The sequence below is a fragment of the Fibrobacter sp. UWR2 genome (genome assembly GCF_002210285.1).
Classification (GTDB): Bacteria; Fibrobacterota; Fibrobacteria; order Fibrobacterales; family Fibrobacteraceae; genus Fibrobacter.
In genome coordinates this window covers 150,250-175,561 of sequence record NZ_MWQE01000005.1, presented here as the reverse complement: position 1 = coordinate 175,561, position 25,312 = coordinate 150,250, and the positions used below count along the sequence as shown (strand labels likewise).

Annotated in this window: 12 protein-coding genes and 1 tRNA gene; 8 read left to right on the top strand and 5 right to left on the bottom strand. The window is 55.8% G+C overall.

Annotated elements, in window-relative coordinates; all coding sequences use genetic code 11:
- Nucleotides 1-138: 138 nt before the first annotated feature.
- The gene (locus B7994_RS09045) at nucleotides 139-7,488 is read left to right on the top strand and encodes a tandem-95 repeat protein (RefSeq protein ID WP_233143136.1); all 7,350 of its coding nucleotides are present in this window, start codon (nucleotides 139-141) and stop codon (nucleotides 7,486-7,488) included.
- Nucleotides 7,489-7,719: 231 nt separating this feature from the next.
- Here the strand turns inward: B7994_RS09045 and B7994_RS09040 are convergent.
- The 4 genes from B7994_RS09040 to B7994_RS09025 form a co-directional block, all read right to left on the bottom strand.
- A tRNA-Asp gene (locus B7994_RS09040) sits at nucleotides 7,720-7,795 on the bottom strand.
- Nucleotides 7,796-7,909: 114 nt separating this feature from the next.
- Nucleotides 7,910-10,198 (bottom strand): HD family phosphohydrolase, encoded by a 2,289-nt coding sequence (locus tag B7994_RS09035; protein WP_088638128.1) that lies wholly within the window; start codon nucleotides 10,196-10,198, stop codon nucleotides 7,910-7,912.
- A 1-nt stretch (nucleotide 10,199) separates the two neighbouring features.
- Nucleotides 10,200-11,021 carry a PhoH family protein gene (locus tag B7994_RS09030; protein WP_233143135.1) on the bottom strand — a complete coding sequence of 274 codons (822 nt, stop codon included), beginning with the start codon at nucleotides 11,019-11,021 and terminating at the stop codon, nucleotides 10,200-10,202.
- Nucleotides 11,022-11,149: 128 nt separating this feature from the next.
- Nucleotides 11,150-11,464, bottom strand: a complete 315-nt coding sequence (locus B7994_RS09025) for a hypothetical protein (protein ID WP_088638126.1) — start codon at nucleotides 11,462-11,464, stop codon at nucleotides 11,150-11,152.
- A 112-nt stretch (nucleotides 11,465-11,576) separates the two neighbouring features.
- Between B7994_RS09025 and B7994_RS09020 the strand changes: the two genes are divergently transcribed.
- From B7994_RS09020 to B7994_RS09005, 4 genes are all read left to right on the top strand, one after another.
- Nucleotides 11,577-12,941: an aminopeptidase P family protein gene (locus B7994_RS09020; protein WP_088638125.1), complete on the top strand. Its 1,365-nt coding sequence runs from the start codon at nucleotides 11,577-11,579 to the stop codon at nucleotides 12,939-12,941.
- A gap of 67 nt (nucleotides 12,942-13,008) precedes the next feature.
- Complete coding sequence (locus B7994_RS09015) at nucleotides 13,009-16,440, top strand: MFS transporter (RefSeq protein WP_088638124.1); 3,432 nt, start codon at nucleotides 13,009-13,011, stop codon at nucleotides 16,438-16,440.
- The gene (locus B7994_RS09010) at nucleotides 16,437-17,303 is read left to right on the top strand and encodes a hypothetical protein (RefSeq protein ID WP_088638123.1); all 867 of its coding nucleotides are present in this window, start codon (nucleotides 16,437-16,439) and stop codon (nucleotides 17,301-17,303) included. The genes B7994_RS09015 and B7994_RS09010 overlap by 4 nt, the downstream gene beginning before the upstream one ends.
- Before the next feature lie 136 nt (nucleotides 17,304-17,439).
- Nucleotides 17,440-19,734, top strand: a complete 2,295-nt coding sequence (locus B7994_RS09005) for a DUF6055 domain-containing protein (protein WP_088638122.1) — start codon at nucleotides 17,440-17,442, stop codon at nucleotides 19,732-19,734.
- A 3-nt stretch (nucleotides 19,735-19,737) separates the two neighbouring features.
- Here B7994_RS09005 and B7994_RS09000 read toward each other — a convergent pair whose 3' ends face one another.
- Nucleotides 19,738-20,349: a hypothetical protein gene (locus B7994_RS09000; RefSeq protein WP_088638121.1), complete on the bottom strand. Its 612-nt coding sequence runs from the start codon at nucleotides 20,347-20,349 to the stop codon at nucleotides 19,738-19,740.
- Nucleotides 20,350-20,446: 97 nt separating this feature from the next.
- Between B7994_RS09000 and B7994_RS08995 the strand changes: the two genes are divergently transcribed.
- The 3 genes from B7994_RS08995 to B7994_RS08985 all read left to right on the top strand — a co-directional run bounded on the left by B7994_RS08995 (nucleotide 20,447) and on the right by B7994_RS08985 (nucleotide 25,302).
- Nucleotides 20,447-20,749: a type B 50S ribosomal protein L31 gene (locus B7994_RS08995; RefSeq protein WP_072811229.1), complete on the top strand. Its 303-nt coding sequence runs from the start codon at nucleotides 20,447-20,449 to the stop codon at nucleotides 20,747-20,749.
- Nucleotides 20,750-20,833: 84 nt separating this feature from the next.
- Nucleotides 20,834-21,748, top strand: a complete 915-nt coding sequence (locus B7994_RS08990; protein WP_088638120.1) for a hypothetical protein — start codon at nucleotides 20,834-20,836, stop codon at nucleotides 21,746-21,748.
- A gap of 140 nt (nucleotides 21,749-21,888) precedes the next feature.
- Complete coding sequence (locus B7994_RS08985) at nucleotides 21,889-25,302, top strand: MFS transporter (RefSeq protein WP_088638119.1); 3,414 nt, start codon at nucleotides 21,889-21,891, stop codon at nucleotides 25,300-25,302.
- Nucleotides 25,303-25,312 lie beyond the last annotated feature (10 nt).

The following is a 25,312-nucleotide window of genomic DNA, read 5'->3' as shown; positions in this document are numbered from 1 at the left end:
TTTGCAAAAAATGGCGATTTTTCGTGAGTAAAAGCATTATATTTGAGCCCATAACACGCAAAAGCAAGCGTGCCTGTTTTTGTTTATTTGCAAAAAAAGTCAAGATGCTTGTGGAAGTATTATGGGAGACAGTAAACGATGAATAGAATGAAATGGCCAGTAACAGCGCTTTTGGCATCGGCTGGAGTTTTAGCTTCTGTCGTAATAGCACAGGAAAATTCCGGCAACGCTCCGGCGGTGGAAAACAATGCGCCGTCGGTGAACGGAATTCCTGGTGAATCTATCAACGAAGGCGGCAAGTTCGCGCCAATCAAGCTTGATAGTTATGTTTCGGACGACATGGACAAGCCCGCTCAGCTGAAATGGTCTGTATCGGGCAACAAGAGTATCAAGGTGTCCATATCGAATGACCATGTGGCCACCCTGCAGGTTCCCGACCAGTACTGGAACGGCTCCGAAGACATCACCTTCGAGGCTAAGGATACCAAGGGTGCCGTCGGTTCCGAGACGGTGAACTTCACGGTCGAATCCGTGAACAACCCGCCTGTAATGAAGGCCATTCCCGACCAGACCGTCGACGAAGGCAAGCAGTTTACAAAGATCAAGCTCGACGATTTCGTGACGGACCCCGACCACCCGAAGGACCAGATCCTGTGGGAATTCGACATCCAACCGGTAGGCAAGGACCAGGCTGATGGCGACCTCAACGTGGAAATCGACCCGAAGCGCGTCGCGACCATCGTAATCCCCGATACCAACTGGTACGGCGCGGCAAAGATTACCTTCACGGCAACCGATGGCGAGTATGCGTCCGACAAGAAGACGGCAGTCTTCACGGTGAAGCCCATCAACGACGCCCCCGTGCTGCAGAAGATTCCCGACCAGACGATCGAAGAGAAGAACGAATTCGAGTCTATCTCCCTGACGGATTTCGTGAGCGATGTCGACGACGACGTCTCGAAGATCAAGTGGACCATCGCGGGCAACAAGGACCTGAAGTTCGATATCGACAAGTACGGTACCGCAAACATCAAGATCCCGAACGAATTCTGGAACGGTTCCGAGACCGTGACCTTTACGGCGACCGACGCTGCCGGTGCGGCCGTGAGCACGAAGGCCACCTTCACGGTGAAGTCCATCAACGACCCTCCGGAGTTCACGAAGGACGTGCCTGAACAGACTATCGATGAAAAGCAGGATTTCAAGCCTGTGGATCTCGCTCAGCTGGTAAAGGACCCGGACCACAAGATGGAACAGCTCAAGTGGGAAGTCTCCGGCAACAAGGACCTGAAGGTGAAGATTGCCGGCGGCAGCGCCACCATCTCCATCCCGAGCAAGTTCTGGAACGGCTCCGAGACCCTCAAGTTCAAGGTATGCGACCCGGCTAACGCCTGCGCAACCTCCGAAGCAAGCTTCACCGTCAATTCCGTGAACGACAAGCCCGAATTCACGAAGCCCATCCCGAACCAGACCATCGAAGAGAAGAAGCAGTTCGCCAAGATCAAGCTCGATGATTACGTAAAGGATGCCGACCACAAGAATTCCGAACTCTCCTGGGATGTCGACGTGAAGCACCAGGGCAAGGAACCCGAAACGGGAACGCTCGTCGTGAACATCGACGAAAATCGTGTAGCATCTATCGAAATTCCGGACACCTACTGGAACGGTACCGCCATTGCGACGTTCACCTGCACGGACCCGGAAGGCGCTTCCATCAAGCAGCCGGTTACGCTGACCGTGAATTCCATAAACGACAAGCCGGTGTTCACCAAGATTCCTGACCAGGAAGTCGAAGAGAAGACCGAACTTTCTTCCATCGTGCTCGACGAGTTCCTCTCTGACCCGGACCACGACATTTCGAAGCTGAAGATCGAAGTTTCCGGTAACAAGGACATCAAGGTCAACATCAACCAGAAGACCCGTGAAGTCACGTTCAAGACCCCGAACGAACTCTGGAACGGTTCCGAGACACTCACGTTCACTGCTACCGACCCGGATGGGGGAGTTGCAAAGACCACGATGAAGCTCTCGGTGAAGTCCATCAACGACCCGCCGGTCATGAAGGACATCCCGGAACAGACCATCAAGGAAAAGGGCCAGTTCAAGGATGTTGAACTCGACAAGTACGTCGAAGACCTCGACCACGGCAAGGACAAGCTCAAGTGGACCATCACTGGCAACCGAGAACTCAAGGTAACTGTCGACGGCAACCGCGTGATGAAGGTGACGCCGCCCAGCCCGCAGTGGAACGGCTCCGAAACGCTCAATATCAAGGTGACCGACCCGGAAGGCGCTACCGATGAACGCGCTATCGCCTACACGGTCGAATCCGTGAACGACGTGCCTGAATTTACGAAGCAGGTCGCTCCGCAGACCATCAAGGAAAAGACTCAGTTCCAGCCCATCAAGCTCGGCGAGATGGTGCGCGACATGGATAACAAGCTCTCTGACCTCACATTCTCCGTTGACGTAAAGCCGACAACGAAGGGCAAGAACGGAGAACTCTCCGTGGAAATCGATGCCCAGCATGTTGCAAAGATCAGTATCCCGAACAAGTTCTGGAACGGCGCCGCCGAGATTACGTTCACGGTCACCGACCCCGAAGGTGCGAAGGCGACATCGAAGGCCCTGTTCACCGTGACCTCCGTGAACGACGTGCCCGAACTCAAGAAGATTCCGGACCAGATGATCGAAGAAAAGCAGCAGTTCAATTCCGTGAACCTCGCCGAACTCGCTCATGATGCCGACCATGAATTCAAGGATCTGAAGTGGACCATCGCTGGCAACAAGGACCTGAAGATCGATATCGACAAGTCCGGTGTGGCGACCATCAAGACTCCGAACCCGAAGTGGAACGGTTCCGAAAAGGTGACCTTCACCGTAACCGACCCGGAAGGCGCCTCTGCCAAGTCCGACGCTGTGTTCACCGTGAAGTCCATCAACGACTCGCCGGTCATGAAGGACATTCCGAGCCAGAAGATCAAGGAAAAGGAACAGTTCAAGACCATCGCGCTGGATGACTTCGCGAAGGACGAGGACCACGACAACTCCAAGCTCAAGTGGACGTTCTCCGGCAACAAGGACCTAAAGGTCCAGATGGACAGCAAGCATGTCGTGACCGTTACCGCTCCGAACAAGTTCTGGCATGGTGAAGAAACCGTCACGTTCACCGTGACTGACCCGGAAGGCGCTGCCGATTCCCGCAAGGTCAAGTTCACCGTGGAATCCGTGAACGACCTGCCGGTGTTCACCAAGCCCATCAAGGACCAGACCATTCCCGAAAAGCGCGAATTTGCGATTATCAACCTCGCTGACATCGTCACCGACCCGGACCACAAGCCCGAACAGCTCACCTGGAGCTTCGATGTGAAGGGTGCGAAGGGCGCTCCGAAGGGCTACACTCCGAAGCTCTCCGTGAAGGTCGAAAACCGCATGGCACGCATCATCATTCCGGACAAGAACTGGAACGGTGCTGAAGAAATTACGTTCAAGGTCGAAGATCCGGAAGGTGGCAAGGCTACCTGCACGGCACTCTTCACCGTGACCTCCGTGAACGATGCCCCGACGATTGGCAAGATTAACGACCAGACCGTCGAAGAGAAGCAGGAATTCACTCCGATCGACCTTGCCGCTATCATCAAGGACCCGGACCATCCGTACGAAAAGCTGAAGATCGAAGTTACCGGCAACAAGGAACTGAAGGTCGACATCTCCAAGGACGGCAAGGCTACTGTCAAGGCTCCGAACAAGATGTGGAACGGCACAGAGAAGCTCACCTTCGTCGTGACCGACCCGGAAGGCGCTTCTGCCAAGACTATGGTGGCCTTCACGGTGAAATCCATCAACGACCCGCCGGTCATGAAGGATATCGCAAGCCAGACCATCAAGGAAAAGGGCCAGTTCAAGCCTATCGAACTCGACAACTTTGTTGACGACCTCGACCATCCGAAGAACAAGCTCAAGTGGAAGATCGAAGGCGCCAAGGAACTCAAGGTGCAGATGGACGGCAGCCACAAGGTGACCGTCACGCAGCCGAACCCGCAGTGGAACGGTTCCGAGACCATCAAGTTCACTGTGACCGACCCGGAAGGCGCTACCGACAGCAGGAACGTGACCTTCACCGTGGAATCCGTGAACGACGCTCCTGAATTCGTGCGCGAACTCAAGGACCAGTCCATCGACGAGAAGAAGCAGTTCCAGACAATCAAGCTCGCCGACCTCGTGAAGGACCCGGACCACAAGACCTCCGAACTCAAATGGAGCTTCGAGGTGAAGCCGGCGAAGGCTGGCGGTGCCGAGAAGGCCGCCCCGAAGAAGGGCAAGAAGCCGGCCGAAGAGAAAGCTCCTGCCGGCGAGACCCTCAAGGTCAAGGTGGACGGCAACCAGGTTGCGACCATCGAGATTCCGAACAAGTTCTGGAACGGTGCAGCGAACATCACGTTCACGGCGACCGACCCGGAAGGTGCGAAGGTCTCGAAGACCGCTCACTTCGAAGTGCGTTCCATCAACGACTCGCCGAAGATTTCCGAAAGAGCGCCGCAGGGTGAAACCATCCGCGAAGGCGGCCGCTTCAAGACGATTGACCTCGCAAGCCTCGCTCAGGACCCGGACCACCCGGCATCCAGCCTCAAGTGGACAGTCTCGGGCAACAAGCAGCTGAAGGTCGATATCCGCAAGGACAACACGGTCATTGTCGCCGTGCCTGACCCGCAGTGGTCCGGCCGCGAAATGCTCACCTTCACGGTCACCGACCCCGAAGGCGCATCCGCCAACCACAAGATGACCTTCGAAGTCACCCGCGTGAATGACCCGCCGACGCTCGCCAAGAAGATTCCTGACCAGAAGATCAAGGAAAAGGAAACCTTCAAGCAGATCAAGCTCGACGAATACGTGAAGGACCCGGACAACAAGCCGAACGAACTCAGCTGGACGATTTCGGGCAACAAGCAGCTCAAGGCCGAAATCTCGCCGAGCCGCATCCTCACCGTTTCTGCTCCGGACAAGTACTTCTGGTGCGCACCCGAAACGATGGTACTTATCGTGAAGGACCCGGACGGTGCCGAAACGTCGCAGACCGTGACCTTCGAGATTACCTCCGTGAACGACTCTCCCGAAATGAAGGACATTCCGAACCAAAAGATCAAGGAAAAGGGCCAGTTCAAGGAAATCGACCTGAACAAGTTCGTGCGTGACCCGGACCACAAGGCCGAACAGCTCACTTGGACGGCTACGGTCGCCAAGGCTGGCGGCGCTGCTCCGGCCCCGAAAAAGGCCGAAAAGAAGAAGCCCGCGAAGAAGGGCAAGAAGGGCGCCAAGGAAGAGAAGGAAGAAGAGGCAGAACCGGCTCCGGTACCTGCTGACGACTTCCAGGTGGAAATCGACAACAGGAACATCGCGCATATCAAGATTGCCGACAAGTACTGGCATGGCGAACGTAACGTGACCTTCACGGTTAACGACCCCGAAGGCGCAAAGGCCTCCAAGACGGTCAACTTCCTCGTGGAATCCGTTAACGACGCTCCGGTCATCAAGCCGATTCCTATCCAGTCTATCCAGGAAAAGGAACACTTCAAGCCGATCGACCTTTCTCAGTTCGTGTCTGACCCTGACCATGCATTCGGTTCTCTCAAGTTCGAAGTGGGCTCTACCCGCTCCCTGAAGGCTTCCGTGAACAGCAAGAAGGAACTCGTGGTCACGACTCCGGACAAGTTCTGGAGCGGTACCGAAAAGGTGAAACTCGACGTATTTGACCCGGAAGGTTCTAGGGCATCCGTGCAGATTACCTTCGAAGTGACCCCGGTTAACGACCCGCCGGTCGTCCACGCCATCCCGGGCCAGAAGATCAAGGAGAAGGAAAGGTTCGAACCAATCGACCTCTCGAAGGCTGCGACCGACCCGGACAACAAGCCCGCCGAACTCCGCTGGTCTGTTTCCGGCAACAAGGACCTGAAGGTCGACATCAAGGGCAGCCGCGCCATGGTGGTGACCCCGAACCCGAACTGGTTCGGCAAGGAAACCCTTACGTTCACCGTGAAGGACCCGTCCGGCGCATCTGCATCCAAGACAGCCACCTTCGAGGTGACCCCGGTGAACGATCCGCCGACCCTCAAGCCGGTGCAGCCGTTCGTCATCGAAGAAAAGAGACAGTTCCAGCCGTTCGACTTCAGCAAGGTCGTGAACGACCCGGACAACAAGCTCTCCGAACTCAGGTGGACACTTGACAACGACAAGCCCGATGCAAAGGAAGCCCCTGCCAAGAAGGGCAAGAAGGGCAAGAAGGGCAAGAAGGGCAAGTCCGAACCCGAAGCCGCTCCTGTGAAGCATGAACTCATCTTCAGCATCAGCGACAAGGGCGTGCTGACCTGCGAAACCCCGAACAAGTACTGGTACGGTACCGAAACCGTAACGGTGAACGTGTTCGACCCGGCAGGCGAGAAGGCCTCCGTCAACGTGAAGTTCACCGTGAAGCCGGTGAACGACCCGCCGGTCGTGAAGGAAATCCCGGGCCAGGAAACGCTCGAAGGCAAGTCCTTCAAGCCCATCAAGCTCGACCAGTACGTATCCGACCCCGACCACAAGCCGCACGAAATCAAGTGGAAGGTCACGGGAGCCAAGAACCTCGACGTGATGATTTCCGGTGGCCGCGAAGCCGTCGTGAAGCCCAAGAGACAGGACTGGTTCGGCGAAGAAACGCTCGTGTTCATGGCTCAGGACCCGGCCGGCGGAATGGACAAGACCGTCGTGAAGTTCGTCGTGAAGCACGTGAACGCCGCTCCGGTGATGCGTGACATTCAGGACTTCACCATCAGGGAAGACGACAATGACGGCGTAATCGCCACCATCAAGACCGATCAGTACGCCCGCGACAAGGACCACAGGCCCGAAGAGCTCAAGTGGAGTTGGACTGGCAACAAGTTCCTGCAGGTGAAGTACGACAAGTTCAAGAGGATCCTCACCGTTTCTCAGCCGCACGAAAACTGGAACGGCAAGCCGGAACGCATCACGTTCACGGTCACCGACCCGGAAGGCGCCAAGGCCCAGAAGACGGCCACCTTCACGGTAATCCCCGTGAACGACCCGCCGATCGCGAAGTCGCAGACCTACATGACCCAGGAAGGCGAAGCACTCAAGGTGCCCGCATCTGAAGGCCTGATGGCCGGCGTATTCGATGCCGATGGCGAGAAGCCCGTGGCCGTGCAGCTCGTGCAGCGCCCGCGCAACGGCAAGATCGACCTGAACGAACGCGACGGTAGCTTCACCTACACGCCGAACCGCGGATTCTCCGGCCTCGACGAATTCACCTTCAAGGTGAAGGACCCGGGTGGAGTCTACTCCAAGGTCGAGACTGCCGAAGTCAACGTCACCTTCAAGATGAAGGACCTGCGCGGTAACGCTCCGAAGCCGGCTCCGAAGCTTGAAGAACCGAAGGAAGAAGAAAAGCCCGCCAAGGAAGACCGTAAGGGCAAAAAGAAAAAGAAGAAAAGGTAGCCCCTAGGCAGTAATGCGAACTTTGAAACCCGCGCTTTATGGCGCGGGTTTTTCTGTATCTAGAGAAATGTATATCGAGAATAATTTGCCAATGCTCATGAAGCGCTGCGGACGTGTTCCGTATTCGCTGCGCTCGATAAACGAAAAAGCCTCTCTTTCGAGAGGCGGCATTTGGTTTATCTCGCTACGCTCGATAAACGAAAAAGCCTCTCTTTCGAGAGGCTTTTTTCGCGGGATAGACGAGGCTTGAACTCGCAACCTCCGGCGTGACAGGCCGGTGCTCTAACCAAAATTGAGCTACCACCCCAGAGTGGTTTTGACCGATTTCTCAGTCAACGAGCCAAATATATAAAGGTTTTTGCATTCTGTCAAGTGGAAATCGGCTTTTTTTTGAAAAATAATGCGCGTTTGGCATGCCACATTATTTCTGGCCGGGATACTTGACTCGCGTATGGAACGTGCCGTCCAGGCTGTGCAGGAAGGCCTTCTCGAGCTTGAAGAGTTCCTTGATGGAAAGGTCGCACTCGCTAAACTGCCCTTCGTTGAAACGGCCCTGGATGGTATTGTGGATCATGTCGGCCAGGTTTTCCTGGTTCTGGTCGGTCATCGAGCGGCTCGTGGCCTCGATGATGTCTGCAAGCATCAGGATAGCCGTTTCCTTTGTCTGCGGTTTCGGCCCCTTGTAGCGGTAATCCGCCTCGTTCACGGTCTTACCCTCGGCAGCCGCTTTCTCGACCGCCTTGTGGTAGAAGTACTGGATAAGCGTCGTCCCATGATGTTCGTTGATACCCGCAATAACGAGGTCGGGGAGCTTGTATTCCTTGGCAAGTACGTTGCCCTGCTCCACATGGCCCACGATAATCTTCACGGAATGTTCCGGATCGATGTTGTTGTGCGGATTCACGCCCTGTTTCTGGTTCTCGGTAAAGTATTCCGGTCGCATGGTCTTGCCGATATCGTGATAGAGCGCCATAACACGCACCAACAGAGAGTTTGCACCGATGCTGTCGGCGACCTTCTCGGCAAGGTTCGAGACCTGAATGCTGTGGTGGAAGGTACCGGGAGAAAGTTCGGAAATACGCTTGAGCGCCGGGCGGTTGAAGTCGGACATTTCCATGAGCGTAAGGACGGTCGTGATGCCGAAGATACGCTCGACAAGGTGAATGAAGAACACCGACGCGACAGCAGTACAGATCATGATGTTCACGGAGCCCGCTATAAGCGTCTGGTAGAAGGGGACGAGTCCCATGCGGTTGCGCAGCAGGAACATGATGCAAATGGCACCGGCAAGCCCGAGCACGCCCGCCATCATGGACCACACGAACTGGATACGGTAGCGGATGCGGACCAACGGGTAGGTGAGGACGGAGAGAACCCCGAATACAGTCACCATGGCAGCCAGGTCGTAGCCGTTGAGAATGCCAAAGAATACGGAGGAGAAGGCCTCGAAGGCAATACCGATGCGCTGTTCGTAAAGCACCATCGCAATGACGGGCGTTATGGCGAACGGGTACAGCCACATGATGTCGATTCCCTCAGGGAGAGGCATCACGTTGAGTTTGTTGAGGCTATCCGAGAAGTTGTGCATGAGCCAGAACGCAATGAGCTGCAGGGCGAGGAGCGCCATCAGGCTCCAAAGCTGGCGCGGGGTACGCAAGGTCTTGGTAGATGCGGAAAACGCGAAGAAGCAGAAGAGTATGGTAATGCAGACGAAGAACACGAGCGCCTGGCCATAGGGGGCCGTAAGCGTACGGGCGTTCTCTTCTTTCTGCTGTGCCTGCTGGAACGCCTCGAGTTTCTCGAGGATTTCCTTGGTCACCGGGGTTCCCTGCGTCACGATTTCAACACCGCGCGGGACCATACCCTTGATGAGGGTGACCTTGTCGCGAGCTTCCTGCTTGCGGGCAAGCGTCTCCTTTTCGAGATAGAACACGTTGGGGAGCGTAAAGACGTACAGGATTTCGTAGAAGGCGCTCTGGAGCCCCTGTTCAGAAGGGAACGCGCGCTGCAGCTGGCTGAAGGCCTCCTCGATGCGGCGCTGGATGGGCTGGATCTCGCTCACCTCAAGCGTGTTCTCCTCGCTATCCTTGATAAGCGAAACGGTAGGCTTGTTGTAGATGATGGCCTTGGTGTTCTGCAGGTTGTAGTTGTTGCTGAACAGCTGGACCTCAGTCTCGGTCTTCGCGATAAGCGTATTGGAAACACCCTTCTCGAGCATACGGTTGAAAGTGGCGAGCAGGGAGTCGCGCGCCTTGGAGTTCTGGCTCAGCGGGCGAATGGCGGTAACAGAGATACGCTGCTTCAACGTTTCATAAATGCGGCTGGCCTGCTGCACCTTGCGCTGCAGGGAATCGTTGCCTTCGGCCGAAGCACCGCCATTCGCACTGATCTGCGCCTGGAGGTAGCCGTACTGCGCCAGTTTCTGCATGTACTGCTTGAGGTCCTCGCTGATGCGGTTCGTCTCGTCGGTATTGTACCCAAAGATGGCGTTTACCTTCTCTTCGGCACGCTGGCGTTCGATTTCGATTTCCTGCTTGGACTTGGGAATATCGAACTTGAGCGTCGACACGATGGTGCGCGTGCTCAACTGGCCCAAATGCGGGTGCTCCGCCTGCAAGGCGATGTTCTTGTCGGGGAAAAGGAGAATGGCGATTACCGTGATAAGTATCCACCCGATGGCGAGATGGATTCTTTTCTGTTTCTTCTTCATATCACTTTTCCTTGTTTTCGTATGCTTGTAGGATATCCTTGACTAGGTGATGGCGGAGGACATCCGTCTTGTCGAATTCGATTTGCGCAATGCCGCGGATACCCGAAAGAATGCGCATAGCATGCTTGAGGCCCGATTCCTCTCCCTTCGCGAGGTCCACCTGCGAAGTGTCGCCGGTAATGATAGCCTTGCTGTGGGGCCCGAGACGGGTGAGGAACATCTTCATCTGCGCCCTGGTGGTGTTCTGCGCCTCGTCCAAAATGATGAAGGCACGCTTGAGCGTGCGGCCGCGCATGTAGGCGAGGGGCGCCACCTCGATGGCCCCGGTCTCCTCGTAGCGGCGGAGTTTTTCTGTCGGCAGGAGTTCGGAGAGGCTGTCGTGGATGGGGCGCAGGTACGGAGCGATTTTTTCCTTGAGGTCGCCCGGCAGGAACCCGAGGGATTCGCCGGCCTCGACTGCGGGGCGCACCAGGCAGATGCGCTCGGCTTCGTGGTTTTCGAGGCTTGCGACAGCAAGCGCCACGGCAAGGAAAGTCTTTCCCGTGCCGGCGGGGCCCTTCGCGAAGATGATATCGTTCTTTTCGACCGCCTTGACCAGTTCGGCCTGCGAGCGGGTCTTTGGCGTGATGGCAATACCGAACCGGTTGCGGAGGATGGGCGCCGTCGGCAAGCCGTCGAGATCAACGACATCACCCGGCTCCTTCGGGCCGAGGAGGCGCTCGACCTCCTTGGCACTGAGCACTCCGCCACGCTTTGCGGTAATTTTCAGCTGGTCCAATACGGAAAACAGGCCATGGACATCCGACTTGTCAGTCGTCTTCACCGACAGTCCTGGGAGTCTGGTCTGTATCTCAACACAAAAACGGCTCTCCAATAAGCGGAAAACCGTTTCGTTTTCACCTGAAACTATGCGTTTCAGGTTATCTGAGATGGAATAATGTTCCAAACTGCCTACTCGGCGTCGGGACGTTCCACAGGAATGCCCAACTTGTTCTTGGCGTCGAAGATTTCCTTACGGAGCTTGTGGTTTTCTTCGTTTGCAGCCATAGCTTCGTCTTCAGTCTTCTTCAGCTTGTTCTCGTCAATGACTTCCTTCGGGGCAGAAGCCTTCTTCTTGCTGCTACCGCCGCCAGAGACTTCTTCCGTATCGTCATCACCGGCGTAGCCGGCATCGTCGCTGCCGCCGTTAGATCCGCCGGCACATGCGGTAAAGAATGCAAAGGAGAGAGAGGCGAGGATAAGTTTCCATTTTTTTGTAAGAGACATTTTAATCAGGCTCCATTCTAGTCTGTGATGCCTAAAATCTATAATATTTTAATGTGGAACGATAGCGAAAATGGTAAATTTATAGCGAAATTTTACTTTTTCAGAGGAAAAAATGGCAGCAAGAGCATTTTCTAGGCCGTATTCGCAGGTTTTCATCGAATCCCCGCGCTACAATTCCAAGAATTTGTACAAAAAACGCCGCAAGGCCATGCTAGATGCGCTAGATTCGTTCTGTGTCGTCGCCGGAATGCCGGCTGACCCGGGCACGGAAGAGGCCTTTGTGCAGATATGGAACAAAATGGTCCAGGAACCGGCCTTCCTCTACCTCACGGGCATAAACCAGGCGGGCTGCTACCTGCTGCTCGACCCCAAGACGGGGGAGGAAATCCTGTTCGTACAGCCCAAGGACCCTTTCAGGGAATTCTGGAACGGGAAGCGCCTGGGCTACAGCGGAAATGGGGAAGAGGTGAAGAGGATTACGGGTATAACCGACGTAAGGAGTGCGGGCGAACTCTGGGACGAAGTCGCCATGCGCGCATCGAGACTTCCGAAAGGCTCCCATGCCTACGCCTACTACTTCGAGAAGTTCAAGGATGACCACAACGACCGGTTCAGGAGATCGATGAGCAACGCCCTGCGTGGCACGGGAATTTCTTTGCGGAGTGCTGCCTCGCTGCACTGGAAGCTGCGCCTCCCGCTAGAACGCGAACGCATTAGGGACGCCGAGACCGCTCAACAGGTGACAGACCGCGCCTTCCGCACCGTATTGCCGCTAGTGCACAGCTTCAAGAACGAGCGAGAACTCTCGCTGCGGCTCGACTACGAAATGCTGCGCAGAAGCGATGGCGACCTCGCATTCCCGACAATATGTGCCGGCGGCGAGAACGCCTGCTGCCTGCACTACGTGAAAAAGGATGAACAAATTAAAAAAGGGGATCTCGTGCTCCTGGACTTCGGGATACGCATCGGGACGCTCCATAGCGACATCTCGCGCACCATCCCGGCAAATGGCAAGTTCGACCCTCTTCAGAAACTCCTGTACCAGATAGTGCTCGATGCAGGCAGGGAATACCAGAAATCCGTGAAACCCGGTGTCTCGCTGCGAGAAATCGGGCAGATCCCGTGGGACTATATCCTCACCGCCCTCGAAGAACGCCTCGTGAAGGGAGCGAGGGGCACATACAAGTTACTATACGACAGGCGCCCCCATGGGGTGAGCCACTTCATCGGTGAGCAGATACACGAGGGCGACCCCGGCTCGCGTTCGCTCGACGTTGTGCTCGAACCGGGCATGCTCATTTCGTGCGAGCCAGGCCTATACGGCAAGTTTTCGGGCATATTCGGAGGCAGACGGATTACGGCTAAAATCGGCATCCGCATCGAGGACGACCTGCTTATTACAAAAAGCGGTTTTGTAAACATTTCGAGAAAAATTCCAAAAGAAATCGCCGAAATCGAGAAATTGATGCGCGGATAAGAAGCATCTATTTTTCTAGATTTGCACGCAAGTCTTAATGGTAGGCTTGTTTTACAAGGAATGATAAATGTGGAAAGTTAAAGGCTCCGTCCGTTATTTCCTGTCCATTCTCGCGACGACTTTCGTACAGTGTGGCGTCTTTATTTATGCCCAGAAAATTCTTTCTGGATCGTTCTCCGATTCTGACAGTGGTCAGATTTGGCAGACTTTCATGCTCCAGGTGTTCTTCATCGCCCCCTATGTGCTGATGATTTGGCCTGCGGGGTTCTTCACCAACAGGTTCTCGAAGAACAAGGTGCTGGCGTGGTCCTCGCTGTTCATGACGGCGTTTGTCATTGCGCAGGCGGTTCTCGTGACCTGCAACTGCCCGCGAGTCGCCTTCTGGCTTGCCATAGGGCTTTCTTCCGGCTTTGCCGTCCACAGTGCAGCCAAGTACGCGCTTATCCGCGAAATGTTCGGCGTGCACAACCTGAGCTATGCTAACGCATTCCTGCAGATTTTCTCGCTTATCGGCGTGATGGCCTCGAGCTGGCTTGCTATCGTGGGCATAAACCTAATCGACCTCGAATCTCTTGTCAGCTACGAGGCTGTGGGATTCTTGCTTTCGAAGTCCGTCGTCATTCCTTGGATTTTGACCGGCGTGAGCGTGCTGGGTACAGTCGCGAGCTTCCTCGTGCCGAAGGTCAAGTACGAAGACAAGAACGTGAAGTTCTCCGTAGCCCGTCGCCGTCTGAGCTTTGGCTGGCGCCACCGCACGCTGCGCGCGACCATCATCACGCTTTCGATGTTCTGGGCGATGGCGCAGGTTTTTACGCTCATGTTCCAGGACGTTTCCGGTTCTCAGACCGTCAATACGCTCCAGAACTACCTCGCTTTCACCATTGTCGGCCTCATGGTCGGTTCCATCATCTCTGCACGTAATTCCAAGGACTTCATCGAGACCGGCTTTATCCCGCTTGGCATGATAGGGGCATCTATCGGCATGTTCCTTATCCCGTTCTTCGTGCATCCTGTACCGCTTTCTATTCTGTATACGGCTATCGGTATCTTTGGCGGCATGTTCCTTGTGCCGGTGAATGCGCTTTTGCTGTACAACACACGCCCGAACAATTCCGGCTGGGTGATTGCGCTTGCGAACCTTATCCAGGCCCTCGTGCTTGTGGTGTTCTTGTTCGTGTATACCATTATCATGCAGTACACGGACCTCCGCCCGCACTATTACTTCATCGGGCTTTCCGTCATTTCGGTGGGCGTGTTCTACTGGTCCATATTGAACCTTCCGCAGGCGCTTGTCCGCTCGCTGTTGCGCCTGGTGTTCAGCCGTTACAAGATACGCGTGCTCAACGTGGGCAATATCCCGAACGATGGACCGGTGCTCCTAGTTGGTAACCACCACAGCTTTATAGACTGGGCTATGCTGCAGATGGCCTGCCCGCGCCCGCTCTGCATTGCCGGCAACAAGGACCATTTCGAAAAGTGGTACCTGCGTTCGTTGCTCAAGCGCCTGGGGAGCATCCGCATCGACAATCGCCACCCCGAAGAGGCGATGAAGAAGATTCATGACCGCCTTATGGCAGGCCACGCGGTCGTCATTTTCCCGACGGGCGAAGTTTCGAGGTCCCCGCACGTGGAACCGTTCAGCATTGACTACTCGAAGGCGGTGGAGGGCACCGACGCTCAGGTAGTGCCGTTCTACATCCAGGGACTTTGGGGCTCGAACTACAGCTATAGCGGTTCCAACATGTATGGAGCCTCGGCCGAACGTACGGTGACGGTTGCCTTCGGGAACTCCATTCCCGCAACGACGCCCGCAAACGAGGTGCGAACCATCATCCGCAACATCTCGATATCGGCTTGGGACTATGCGGTTTCGTTCGTGAAGCCCGTTGGCGACAGCTGGATACGCACCTACAAGAAGTTCGTGAAGCACGGACCTGCCATTTACAATCCCGACGGCGGTCACTTCTCCGGCTTCAAGTTGATGGGCGCTGTCATTGCGTTCAGCAGGCACCTCAAAAAAATTCTTGGCCCCGAAGAAAAGAATGTGGGTATAATGCTGCCGCCTTCTCCGGCGGGAGTCATCGTGAACTTGGCGCTCTGGCTCCTGGGCAAGACGAACGTGAACCTGAACTACACCTCTTCTGTAGACAACGTGAAGTTCTGTGCCGCCCGTGCCGACGTGAAGACCGTTATAACGAGCCGCCAGTTTATCGAAAAGCTCAAGGGCCGCGGCAACGACTACTCGAAGATTGCTAGCGAGAACTTGCGCTTGTTCTATGCCGAGGATTTCATGAAGGTTATCCCGAAGGCAAAGATTGCGTTCTTTATCGTGTTCTGCATCGTGTCACCGTGCTGGCTCATCAAGCTCTGCTTCCGCAAGCATGTCAAGCTGGATGACATTGCCGCCATCATGTTCAGTTCGGGTTCCGAAGGAACCCCGAAGGGCGTGATGCTGAGCCACAGGAACCTCATGGGCAACATCCAGCAGCTTGCCTGTATCTTTAACGTGACCCGCGCCGACGTTATGCTTTCGGAACTCCCGCTGTTCCACAGCTTCGGCCTTACGGTGACGACGCTTTTGAACCTCACGGAAGGCTGCCCGATTGTGACCGTGGCCGACCCGACCGACGTGAAGACCATGGCCCGCGTGTGTGCGGAGTTCCGCGTGTCTGCCTTCGTGGCGACCCCGACGTTCCTGCGTGCGTTTACTATTAGCCGCTACGTACACCCGATGGCGCTCAAGTATGTGCGCCTGATTATCGCCGGTGCCGAAGCCCTGCGCCCCGAACTTGCTACTGCGTTCCGCCTCAAGTTTGGTAAGGAAATCTACGAAGGCTACGGCTGTACCGAAACGGCCCCGGTGGCAAGTATCAATACCGAGAACAACCTGCACAGCGACTACATGACCATGCAGGTGAACAACAAGCCGGGTACGGTGGGCATGGCGCTCCCGGGTTCGCAGTTCCTGATTGTGGACCCCGATACGAACGAACCCTTGCCTACGGGCGAGGCGGGCATGATCCTTATCGGTGGCTGCCAGGTGATGGTGGGCTACCTCAAGGACGAGGAACGCACCAAGAGCGTCATCGTAAATATTAACGGCAAGCGCTACTACCGCACGGGCGATAAGGGCTACCTCGACGAGGACGGCTTCCTTACGATTGTGGACCGCTACAGCCGCTTTGCGAAGCTTGGCGGCGAAATGGTGAGCCTCGGTGCCGTCGAGAAGAAGATTCAAGACACGCCGGTGCTCGAAGGTTGCGACTACGTGGTGACCTCGATTCCGGATTCCGCGAAGGGCGAGAAGATTGTGCTCCTTTACCAGGGTGAAAAGGACCCGAAGGATGTGCTTTCGGAACTGCGCGCGAGCGGGTTCCCGCCGATTATGTTGCCTGCGGTGGCGTTTGCGGTGGAGAAGGTGCCGAAGCTCGGTACCGGAAAGGCCGACTTTACCACAGCGAAAAAAATCGCTAAGGAACTCGCAGGAGTCTCTAAATGAACGGCTTGACTCCGGTAAGGACAGCTCGGCTAATCGCCTCCGTGATTGCCCTGGTGGGTATGGTTTTCCTATTCCTGGAACGCCTACTTTCGGCAGTCCTCGTCATGGCTGCGGACGGTGTTAAGCTCGGCCTCGCACGCTATAACAACTTTACGGGGCGGTTCGCGTCGCAGAACTTTGCCGAAGACAAGCAGTTACTCAACCTGCTCAAGGAAGTCCAGAACCTACTGCCCAGTGCCGAAACAGCGCTGACCGTTTTCCTGGTAATATCCATCATCCTGTTCGCCATCGCTCTTGCAGGATTTGCCATGCCCCGGCCCTTCATACATGTGCTCGTAGCATTCAAGTTGCTCAAGTGGGAGACTGGCGATACAGCATCGGAAGACGCGAATGAATCCTTACGCGAAGTTCTTACGAAAGTCGGGAACATCCCGCTCAAGAAGATTGCCGTTCCGTTCGCAGTCGTGCTCGCGATCGTTGTAGCCTTCTTTGCCGTTTCAAGCTGCCACGAGAAGGTGAAGGCCGCGTCAATAACGGATTCCATCGACGAGATGCAGCAGAAGGCAATAGAATACATGAACGCACAGAGAGCCTTCTTCGCCAAGGGGAAGGTCATCGGCAATGCGAATGCGCTACAGATACCCGATTCGCTCTCGACAAGTACATTTGAATACAAGATAACAGGCGGCCGCTTTACGGCTGTGTCAAAGGTTCCGCTCGAGAACTGCCCGGCAGGAACCAAGTGGATGGTAAGCGCCTCCACAAAGGGCATCTTCGAGAAGGAACTCGTGCTGTACCGCAGCGCCCCGAAGGACAGCGCCTGTGCAAGGCTCACGCCCGACTTCAAGAAACTGGGGCGCTAGGTTTCTGCACGGATTTTACACGCTTTTGGGCCCGGAATATGCCGGAGCCCTTCTTTTTTTGCGAAAAAAGGATAAATTCACTAGTAGCCGATGCGGGTGTGTCGGGATTTTTGTGCAGTATTAATTGGAGTACGCAATGAAATTGAACAGGATGTTGGTTGGGTTTGCCGTGGCGGGGTTGGTTTCGAACGCCGCGGCCATCGAGTGGGTGAACCAGTGCGCAAGCAACGGCTTTACGCTGATTGCCGAATCGGAGCATTTCGAGGTCTGCAAGAAGCCTACGACGGATGACGGGCAGGCGAACAATGTTTCGATTCCGAATGCGGATGCGCAGGGCGTGCTTCAGTCGCTCGAGAAGGTGTTTTCGTTCTACATCGATTCGCTTGGCTGGATGCTGCCGTTCCCGAGCAGTCCGGATAAGAAACTCAAGAGCAACATCTACGTGTTCGACAACTCCGTGATGGCGGCGCTCTACGGCGGGCAGGACTACGTGAAGGGCCTGAATGGCGAATACGGGCCCGGCATGTGGATTGGCGTGGGTTCCCTCAAGGATTACTGGGGAACTTCGCACGAGTTTGCGCACGGCCTGCAGGGAGTGGCGGGCTGGATGGGCAACAATAGCCATTCGGGCTGGTTCGCCGAGAGCCATGCGAACTGGATGGCCCACCAATATAATCCGAACGATGCCCACTGCGCGGAATACCTCATCAACTTCCCGTACCTGTATTACGGCTCCACGCGTGACCGCTACTGCAACTGGCAATTCCTGGAGCACCTCAAGGAAGAATTCGGCGGTGGCAACAAGGGTGCGCACGAGGTGAACCGCATCTGGATGGAATCTATCCGCGACGGGGAAAGCGGTCGCATGGAGCAGACGCCGTTTACGGCCATGATGAAGGTTTTCGGCTGGTCGCTCGATAGCCTGAACCAGCAGTTCGGCAAGTTCGCGATGAAGAACGCGACGCTCGAGTATGCGCCCGCGAAAAAGACATTGTACAAGAAGTCCTGGGGCGATTACGAATTTGCGACGAGGCGCGAATCTTCGGGCTGGGGCGACAATTACCGCAGGCACCCGCGCGTGACCATGCTGAACAAGATGGAATGTACGACGGGCGAGGCTGCTGGCGGGAATGCTGGCGAGGCGTGCGCGGACCGCTACATTTCGCCAAGCTACTGGGCTCCGCAGCGCTGGGGCTATAACCTAGTGCGCATCTACCCCGAAAAGGCGGGGAAGGTCACGGTCAAGTTCCGCGGAATCGTGCAGGACAAGCCGACCGTGAACGGTTACACCTGTTTTGGCGACAATACGGATTACTACATGGGCAAGACGTACAGGTGGTGCAACTACGCGCCGGATGCGTTGCCGAACCCGGCTTCGGGATGGACAGTCGGCCTTGTTGCGGAAGGCAGCGATGGCACGCCGCGTTACAGCGAGATGAAGCACGGTACGGGATTCAACCTGGAAATCGAGACGAAGGATAGCGACAAGGCATTGTGGCTGGCTGTTACCGCAACGCCGACCGAGATGCAGACGATTCTCTGGGACCAGTTCTACTACAGCATTTTCCGCTACCCGTACATGATCGAGGTGGAAAACGGCGCTCCCGAGGGCTACAACAAGGATTTCTGGAAGCCCGCGAATGCGAGCGGCTACAAGCAGCATAGCAACGGCGGTGGCCTCGTGAGCAGCAAGGCGAAGGTCGATGCGAGCGTGTACGTGGGCCCCGACGCGGTCGTGAACGGCGGGACGATTTCCGGAAACGCGCGAATCGAGGATTTCGCGGTCATTAACGGCGGGACGATTAGCGGGAATGCGACTGTCCGCGGGCGTGCGCTCGTAACTGCGGGTACAATTTCCGACGATGCCGTGCTCGAAGAAGACGCCTGGCTCGTGAGTGGCACAATTAGCGGGCACGCGAAGGTGGGGGCGATTTCGATTATCGTGAACACCACCGTGACGGACTACGCACAGGTCTATGGCGTGATGTGGGCGGTAAACGGCAAGAAACTTTCCGGCACGGCACAGCTTCGCGGCGACCTCGAGAACAACTTCACGAAGGAACTTACGAAGGGCGTGTTCTATGGCATGGTCGACGACGGCATGCTGAATAACGCAAATTACGGCGCGAACCTCACGACGCCACCAACGGATGCGACGGCGAGCCTAGATTTGGCACGCTGGTATGCGGTCGCGGACGATTCGGTAGGTACGGTGAAGGCTGTTCCGACACTTCCGCACACTTCCGCACCGGCATTGTTCTCCGCGCAGGCTACGTTGATAGTCTTTGACATGAACGGGAAGATGCTCGGACACGCCGCGTTCAACGGCGATATGCAGGCGTCATTGCGTGCCGCTGGCTTCCAAAGTGGCGTTTACGTTGTTCGTGAAAACGGGAGCCGCCAGTTCAGGCGTGTCCTCATAAACCGCTAATCCCTAGATTTTCGGCACTTTCACTTTATCCCCGGCGTTCAGGTTGTCGACATCCTTGCCGGGGTTTACTGTCTGCAGGGCGGACTTGACAAAAAAGCCGGGGAGGGCCTGCGAACCTGCACCGTAGGTCCGGCGCAGCAACTTGGGCAGGTCTTCGCCATCGCGGACCTCGACCATGCGGTAAAGCGAGGTGTTGTTCGGGTCAGACTGTAGCGCGCTCATCGCATTCATGAACTTCGAGGCGAAATTTTCGGCCGATTTGCCTGATTCACCCGCCGGCTTGTCGGTGGCGGGCTTCTTGAGATTTGCCGCCTTATCGGGCTGTTTGGGCGAATCCTTCTTCCCGGTCACGGAACTCGGCAGCTTGAAAACGGGCGCATTCTTGGAATTAAACGTGAGATTCACGTCTTCCTTGTGGTCTTTCTTCTTGACCGGTTCGAGCGCCAGGATGGAGTCGAGCGAGTTCACGTAAATGCTGTCGGGCCACTCGATCAGGGGCATTTTCTGGTCCACCACGATGATTTTTGCCTGCGGGCGTTCATCGTTACAGGCATACAGAGAAAAGGCAAGACCCGCGAAAAGGGGAGCGGCAAGTAGGCATTTCAGCGATTTCATGCCCTAAAAATACAAAAAAAGCGCCCGTATCTTGCCAAAATTCGCAAAATCTGCTAAATTTGCAACTCCAAATATTCACTTCAATAGGATTTGAAAAATGAAAGAAGGTATCCACCCTAACTATCAACCGGTCGTGTTTGTCGATGCGAATACGGGTAAAGAATACATCACCCGCTCCACGAAGTCTTCCGCCGAAAAGAAGACTATCGATGGGGTTGAACATAGCGTGATTTCCCTGGAAATCACCGCTGATACCCATCCGTTCTGGACGGGTAAGCAGCACCGCGTGGATACGGCTGGCCGTATCGACCGCTTCAACAAGCGTTTCGCCGGCAACATCACTGGTGCAAAGCGCAAGACCCGCAAGGCTGCACCCGCAAAGGCCGAAGAAGAAGCTTAATTTCAGGCTATTTTCGATGCCCTCCACGTTGCGGGGGGCATTTTTTTTTAAATTCAACTCGGTTTCAAAAACAAGGAAAACAAGATGAAGAAACAAATTCTTACTGCATGCGCTACGGCACTCATCGCCATGGCCATGACCGGTTGCGACAAGACCGGTACTATCGAAGGCGTTGTGCTCGATCCGTTCACCGAACAGCCGGTTCCGATGCCGACCGTATGGATGGACTCCACTATCTACACGACCACCAAGGAAAAGTACCCGTTTAAGGAAGAACTCCAGAAGGGCGAATTCAAGTTCCAGAAGGTTCCCGTTGGAAGCTACCGCATCCTTGCCGGCCGTTCCAAGTACATCAAGAGCCGTAACCCGATCCAGACTTCCGAGGCCGAACCGAACCTCAAGGTCAAGCTTTACATCTACAGTGACCAGGTGAACCCGGGTCTGTACAAGACGGGCGAGAAGGCCCCGACCAAGATCAACAACGAATGGGTGCTGTTCTCTACGCAGTGCACCGAATCTATCGCCGGCTACCGTCTCGAGATGCCTGCCGTTACCGAAGGCGCCAAGCTCCCGCCGACCCCGCCGAAGGCCGACAAGAAGGACAAGAAGGGCAAGAAGGGTAAGAAGGGCAAGAAGGCTGCCGCTCCGACACCTGCCGCTGCTCCGGCCGCAAAGATGAACGCCCTCAAGGCTCCGCTCGTCGTCGACAGCAAGATCAACGTCCTCTTCGTGAACGCAAACTCCGTTTCTTCTCCGCTCGTCGCGAAATCCTTCGCCGCAATTGAAGACAACATTGCAAACCACAAGGACTGCAAGGGCTTCGAGGCCTACGAAAAGAAGGGCATCTTCGCCGACAAGAGCAAGTCTACCGACCTGACTGTCACCTACGTTGCCGAAAACCTCTTCCGCATCACGGGCGACCTCCCGAAGGGCAAGCAGATTATCCAGCTTTCCCAGGACGGCAAGACGGTCCAGACCTACTACTTCGAAGTGAAGTAAGTCTGTTTAGGCTAGATCGCGCCTAGAACCTATTAGGACGGCTCCCTTTGGGGAGCCGTTCTTATATATATGTCTCTCCTTGCTATATTTACCATGAGGCAAGGCGTAAGCCTGCCGTATGGTTTCACAAAGGAAAGAAGATGAAAAAAGTCAAAGGCTTTTTCTCGTTTTTTGGTTTGGCATTCACCCAGGTGGCTGTTTCTACCGCGCTTATCGCATACGCGGAACTCATCCTGAACCGCATGGGATACACCCCGACCGGTTCTTGGCAGTTCTATGTACTCCACCTGCTCTTCCTGCTGCCCTGCGTACTGCTCCTCACGCCTGCAGGGTTCATGTCGGACAAGTACCCCAAGGAGCGAATACTCCTGTGGACTACTTTACTCTCGCTCCCCGTCGTAGGGCTGTTCTGTGCAGGCGCCTATCTCGGAAACCTCTACATGATGATGGGAGGCGTCGGGCTGTTCTTCATCCTTCAGGCGTTCCAGAGTCCCGCGAAAAACGGGTTCATGAAGGAACTCATGGGGGTGAGGTTCCTGGCAAGCGGAAGCGGGACCCTCATGATCGTCACTTTCTGCGCGATGTTCTTTGCCGGAGTGGCGCTCGCCTTCGCCGTACGCGAGGACCTTGTCCAGCCGGTGCTCTACACGCTCGGTGCCCTGCAGCTCCTCGGTTTCATCTTTGCACTCAGGCTCCCGTCCATCGGCGCCTACGACAAGGAACTCAAGTTCCCCTGGAAATATTACTGGACATCCAAGTACGCTCGCCGCAAGATGGCAAAGGCATGGAAGAACCGGGCACTTCGCCAGTCGATTGTCGGCCAGGCCATGTTCTGGGTCATGATATTCCTTATGGTATTCGTGATTCAGGACCAGTTCAGTTCGGGTTCGCTCTTTGACAAGGATTCGCTCGCAAACTATGCCATTTTCGGTACAGGCATCGGACTTGTCGCAGGGTTCTTCTTTGCGATGCGCATGTCCAGGAACTTTATCGAGATTGGCCTAATCCCGATGGGGACAGCCGGTGCCTCCATACTCATTTTCCTCATTCCGTTTATTCCGCGTCCATACAATTCCATTGCATTCGCGCTTCTCGGGTTCTGCGGCGGCATTTTCGCGCTCCCGATGTTTGCGACCATGCTCTACAATACGAAACCTAGGTCGGCAGGCCACGTGCTCTCGCTGTCAAACGTGGTCCAGAACCTCAGCATTATCGTGTTCGACATTCTCGCGATTGTCGCCATCCGCTATCTGGCCCTCGACCGGATGAACCTGTTCTTCATCCTCGGTATCGTCTGCCTTGTGGGCACGGTATGGGCCCTCTGGGCGATGCCGCAGACACTGCTCCGTCAGTTGCTGCGCTCCGTGCTTTCCGTCCACTACAAGTTCCTCGTGAACGGCGTACAGAATATCCCGTGGGAAGGCCCAGTGCTCCTAGTCGGTAACCACATCTCGTATATCGACTGGGCAATGATCCAGATGGCAAGCCCGCGCCCGATGCGCTTCGTGATTACACGCAGGCCCTTCGAGAAATGGTACGTGAAACTCCTGCTTTCGCAGATGGAGACGATCGACCTCGACATTTCAAACCCGGGACCCGCGATGGAGGAGGCCCGCAAGGCCCTCATGCGTGGGGAAGCCGTGGTGATGTTCCCCGAAAACGCGATGACATCTACCGGCAACATGAGCCGCTTCCGCCTCGACTACTCCAAGGCTATCAAGGACGTTCCCCGCGTGAAACTCCTGCCTTTCTACGTCCAGGGCCTGTGGGGGAGTAGCTACTCCATGGCCGATGCCGGCTTCAAGGACCTTGTACATAGCGGTGGACGTATCGTCACGGTCGCCTTCGGCGAGGAGCTGCCGCTCGACTCCAGTCCGATGATGGTAAAGCGCGCCGTGCAGGAACTCTCGATTACCGCATGGACAACCTATATCCGCTCGCTTCGCCCAGTAGCTTCCGCCTGGATCCGCACGGTAAAGCATGTGGGGAGCGGCCCCTCGGTCTATAGCCCCGATGGCAACCATCTCTCGGCAAATGCTCTTGCAACAGCAGCCCTCTCGTTCGCAGGAATCATAGACAAACTTACGAAGGGCGAGAAGCAGGTGGGCGTACTCATCCCGCCGTCTGGCCCGGGCATAATCGTGAACATGGCCTGCCTCATCAAGGGCAAGACGGTCTACAACCTGAACTACACGAATACTCCCGAGACAATGGACTACTGCTGCGGCGTAGCCGACGTCAAGACCCTCATTACGGCCCGCGTGTTCATCGAGAAACTCAAGCAGAAGGGCCTCCCGATGGAAAAGTTGCTCGACAACTACAAGGTCTACTACATGGAAGACCTCAAGGAGCAGCTCCACAAGTCCACACTCGTGAAGAACTTCTTGCGCGTACTGATCCTGCCGGCATGGTACCTGGAACTGCGCTTCTTCAAGAAGGTGACGCTCGACGACGTGGCTACCATCATATTCAGTTCAGGTTCAGAGGGCCGCCCGAAGGGTGTGGAACTCACGCACCAGAACCTAATTGGCAATATCAAGCAGTGCGAAAGCGTTCTGTTGCCGAGCGCAGAGGATGTATTCCTCGGTTCGCTCCCGCTATTCCATGCGTTCGGTTTCTCGATTACGACAATGCTCTGCCTCGTGGAAGGCGTTCCGGTGGCGACCTGCCCCGACCCGACGGACGCAAGGCTCGTTTCGCGCATGTGCGCCCAGTTCAAGGTCTCCATCATGGTGGCCACGGGCACGTTCCTGCGTATGTGGGGTCTGAACCGCGCCGTGCACCCGCTTATGTTCTCGCATGTCCGAGCCATCTACGCCGGCGCCGAGAAGATCCGCGAGGACGTACGCCAGCTTTACCGCAACAAGTTCAAGCTCGAGATTTTCGAGGGATTCGGCTGTACCGAGACGACTCCGGTGGCGGCGGTAAACACGAAGGACGTGCTCATGGACGACTACAAGACGGTCATCGAGGGCAACAAGCCCGGTACCGTCGGCGCTCCGCTGCCCGGAACGCAGATCCGCATCGTAGATCCCGACACCATGGAAGAACTTGCCGTGGGCGAGGATGGCCTCATCCTGATTGGCGGTGCACAGATCATGAAGGGTTACCTGAAGGATCCTGAACGCACAGCACAGGCGATTGCGGTTATCAACGGCAAGCGCTGGTACAAGACGGGCGACAAGGGCCACGTGGACGAGGACGGCTACCTCACGATTGTGGACCGCTACAGCCGATTCGCAAAACTCGGTGGCGAGATGGTTAGTCTCGGGTCCGTCGATTTCAAGATTTCGGAATGCTCTCTGTTTGACGAGATTGACCACTTTGCGGTTGCCGTCCCCGACGGCAGCAAGGGCGAGAAGATTGTGCTCGTTTATGCGGGCGAGAAGTCCGAAGACGAAGTGAAGGATATGCTCAAGCAGGTGGGCCTCCCGCCGCTCATGCTCCCGGGCGCAGTGGTGAAGGTCGATGTACTCCCGAAGCTCGGCAGTGGAAAGAGTGACGTACAGACCGGCAAGAAAATTGCAATGGAACGCCTCGGAATCACGGGGTAATCGTTCAATA